The organism is Rheinheimera sp. NSM (assembly GCF_052380015.1).
Classification (GTDB): domain Bacteria; phylum Pseudomonadota; class Gammaproteobacteria; order Enterobacterales; family Alteromonadaceae; genus Alishewanella.
Genome location: NZ_JBQTCI010000017.1, coordinates 1 through 3,381 on the forward strand (window position 1 = coordinate 1; position 3,381 = coordinate 3,381).

Consider the following 3,381-nt stretch of genomic DNA (forward strand, 5'->3'; position numbering starts at 1 on the left):
CGTTTACGTGCGGTTTATTACGTTCAAATTTAGCCTTAGCCATGTATAGACCCTTTTTGCAAAACGGCGGTTATTTAAATTAGTTTAGTGTTTGGATAGCAAGAGAGGTGTCAAGATGGTGCTGATACCCAGAATCGAACTGGGGACCTCATCCTTACCAAGGATGCGCTCTACCGCCTGAGCTATATCAGCAACGTTTTTGATTGGAGCGGGCAGCGGGAATCGAACCCGCATCTTCAGCTTGGAAGGCTGAGGTAATAGCCATTATACGATGCCCGCGGCCTACTCGTAGCTATTCTTCCTGACGAAGATGGTGGAGGGGGAAGGATTCGAACCTTCGAAGGCAGTGCCGGCAGATTTACAGTCTGATCCCTTTGGCCACTCGGGAACCCCTCCACTAATGGTGCCGCTTATCCGAGTCGAACGGATGACCTACTGATTACAAGTCAGTTGCTCTACCAACTGAGCTAAAGCGGCACTACGTCAGTGGGTGCGAATTCTAGTGGAATGCCCTGGGTCGTGCAACAGAAAAAACCAAAAAAGCACTAAATTCCTGCCTAAGCGTTCATAAAGTGCACAAATTGACAGTTACATATCAATATAACGCGCCAATCCCTGGAAAATCAGTAAAGGTTCCACCACCAGTGGTAAATCAGCCAGATAAGGTTTAAGAAATTTACTGTCTCCCCCGGTCAGCAACAGCTTGTCACAGGGTGTTTGCTGCCACGCCAACCGCACTGCGCCTGAAACTGCGGCTAAACAACCGTTTTGTAAGCCTGTTACGGTATCAGTACCGGGCTCCAGCCGGCCGTTAAACATTTCAGAGTTGAATACTTTTGCCGTATTTTTTACCACTGCCTGCTGCTGCATTTTCAGGCCGGGGATTATCCAACCGCCGCCGTGCTGGCCATCTTTGTCCAGCCAATCGACCGTTACTGCTGTGCCGGCATCAACGATCAGCACATTTTTTGCCGGAAACAACAACTGCGCACCTAACATCGCCAACCAACGGTCGACGCCCAACGTCTGCGGTTGCTGATAACTGCTATGGACACCATAGGCCTGCGCATCAGAGTGCACCTGGCGCCAGGGTAAATGATCCAGCCCCAGTAGCTGCTTAATCACCGCCACCTTCTCCTGCGATGCTACGCTGGCAAAATACACAGCTTTAATCGGCAGCTTTGCCAGATTATCAGGCGCCAGTTGCGGTAAAGCCGTTACTTTGCCCTGCTTGACCAGCGCGGCCTTTTCGCGGGTATTACCAATATCCAGCAATAAATACATGCTAATCTCCCGCGCGCAAACTAAGTTCGCCACCAAAGTACGCTTGCACACCTGCGGCCGTTTTAATCAATAAGGCACCTTGTTTATCTACGCCGAGACAAATGCCTTTTATTTCTGTATTGCCGATAAGTTTTACTGCCTTGTCACGGTACTGATTATGCTGGTCAAACTCATCGACAAAACCGGCGAAACCGTTTTCGCTAAACTCCGCAAGCAAGCTAATCAGTTGTTGCTGTAACAACGCCACCAGCAGATTACGGTCAATCACCTGGCCAGATGCATCGGCCAAATCAATATACTGCTGATCTATACTGTTCAGTGCCTGCTGCGGCAGGCGAATATTCATACCAATACCAATAATAACATCGCAGCCGGCGTGTGCCTGCCCCGCCAGTTCTACCAGGATACCGCACAGCTTTTTACCATCAACATAGACATCATTTGGCCATTTAACCTTTGCCTCAACCTGATACTGCTGTTTCAGCATTCTTGCTATGGCAATGGCCACCACCAGGCTTAACCCCATGGCGGCCTGAATCCCCTGCTCCAGCCGCCAGTACATAGAGAAATATAAACTGGCAGCAAAAGGTGAGTACCAGTTACGACCGCGCCGGCCTCTGCCGGCAGTTTGCGCCTCTGCCACTAAGGTATAACCGGGTTGCGCTACCAAGCCATCCTGTACTTTCTGCATTAACTGGCTGTTGGTTGAATCAGTAATATTTTGCACCAGGATGTCTGCGTTGCCACTTCGCCGTAGCTGACTTATTTTTGCCGCATCTAATAACGTCAGCGGCTCAGCCAGGCAATAACCACGGCCTTTCACTTTATAGATATCCAAGCCAAGCTGTTGTAGTTGCTTAATATGGTTTGCAACCGCCGTCCGGCTTAATCCCAGGGTGTCTGCCAGTACCTGACCGGATTGAAACTCCCCCCCGCTTAAAGCGCTAAGCAGTTGGCGCTGGGTAACTAAGCTGGCTTTGCTCATCTGACCGGCTGTCCGGCGCTATTTAACATACGTACTTCGGCTTCTAACTGAATGCCGTAAGCTTCCAGCACCTGCTGCTGCACAGCAGTAACAAGCTGATCCAACTGAGCCGGCGTACCTGCACCGTGATTTACCACCACCAGCGGCTGCAGCTTATAGCACCCCACATCGCCATAACATTTACCTTTGAAGCCTTGCTGCTCTATCAACCAGGCAGCCGGAACCTTTACGCTATCATCACCCTGGATAAACCCGGGCATGTCAGCATATTTTGCTTTCAGTTCAATATACTGCTGTTTGGTAATAACCGGGTTTTTAAAGAAGCTGCCACAATTGGCCAGCACGGCAGGGTCAGGTAATTTACTGCTGCGCACCGCAATAATCTGTTCGAATATAGTGCTGATAGCCACGTCAGCCGGCAGATGATCCAAACCTTTATATCCGAGCACTGGCGCAGGTTGATTACTCAAGCACAAACCCACCGCTACGATGATACCTTTACCTGCCAGGGCATGTTTAAACACGCTGTCACGGTAGCCAAACTGGCAGCGACCTGCAGCAATACGTTGCACCTTACGCTGTTGCCAGTGATAAAAATCCACGTATAAACAGCTGTCTGCCAGCTCAACGCCGTAGGCACCGATATTTTGCACCGGCGCTGCCCCAACGGACCCCGGGATCAGCGCCAGATTCTCTATACCCCACAACTGCTGCTCAACTGCCCAGCTGACCAGTTGATGCCAGTTATGACCAGCCTCAACATGCACTAAAATATGCTGCGGATCCAATTGTGTAACAGTTTTGCTATCGGCGACAAAGCGACAGATGGGTGCCGCAAGATCCTGCATAAAAATGGTATTGCTGCCCTCACCCAGCACAACAGGAGTTGTATCGGAATGAAAGTTATCCAGCTCAGCAACAGAATCAAACTCGGTAACAGCGGCCAGCTGAGCATTAAAGCGGAAAGTAGAATAAGGGACTGCAGAAATATTAGTTAAAGTGCGCATAGCCATGCCGGTTAACACGAATACCGCTATTGTAATGATGTGGTAGAAGAAGCGCAAAGCAAAAAGCCCGGCTCTTGCGAGTCGGGCTTTGCTTAATTGGGAGCC

General features: G+C 50.1%; 3 protein-coding genes and 4 tRNA genes. All 7 read right to left on the reverse strand.

The annotated features are described in order from the left end of the window. Positions 1-116: 116 nt before the first annotated feature. The 7 genes from ACTZWV_RS19850 to murB all read right to left on the reverse strand — a co-directional run bounded on the left by ACTZWV_RS19850 (position 117) and on the right by murB (position 3,276). A tRNA-Thr gene (locus tag ACTZWV_RS19850) sits at positions 117-192 on the reverse strand. Positions 193-204: 12 nt separating this feature from the next. Further along, positions 205-279, reverse strand: a tRNA-Gly gene (locus ACTZWV_RS19855). A gap of 32 nt (positions 280-311) precedes the next feature. Next, a tRNA-Tyr gene (locus tag ACTZWV_RS19860) sits at positions 312-396 on the reverse strand. 5 nt (positions 397-401) lie between these two features. After that, a tRNA-Thr gene (locus ACTZWV_RS19865) sits at positions 402-477 on the reverse strand. A 111-nt stretch (positions 478-588) separates the two neighbouring features. Then, the gene (locus tag ACTZWV_RS19870) at positions 589-1,284 is read right to left on the reverse strand and encodes a type III pantothenate kinase (RefSeq protein ID WP_444788188.1); all 696 of its coding nucleotides are present in this window, start codon (positions 1,282-1,284) and stop codon (positions 589-591) included. A 1-nt stretch (position 1,285) separates the two neighbouring features. After that, a complete protein-coding gene (gene birA, locus ACTZWV_RS19875; protein ID WP_444788189.1) occupies positions 1,286-2,269 on the reverse strand; it encodes a bifunctional biotin--[acetyl-CoA-carboxylase] ligase/biotin operon repressor BirA in 984 nt (327 codons plus the stop codon). Beyond that, positions 2,266-3,276, reverse strand: coding sequence for a UDP-N-acetylmuramate dehydrogenase (gene murB, locus ACTZWV_RS19880; RefSeq protein ID WP_444788190.1), 1,011 nt, complete (start codon positions 3,274-3,276; stop codon positions 2,266-2,268). The genes birA and murB overlap by 4 nt, the downstream gene beginning before the upstream one ends. Positions 3,277-3,381 lie beyond the last annotated feature (105 nt).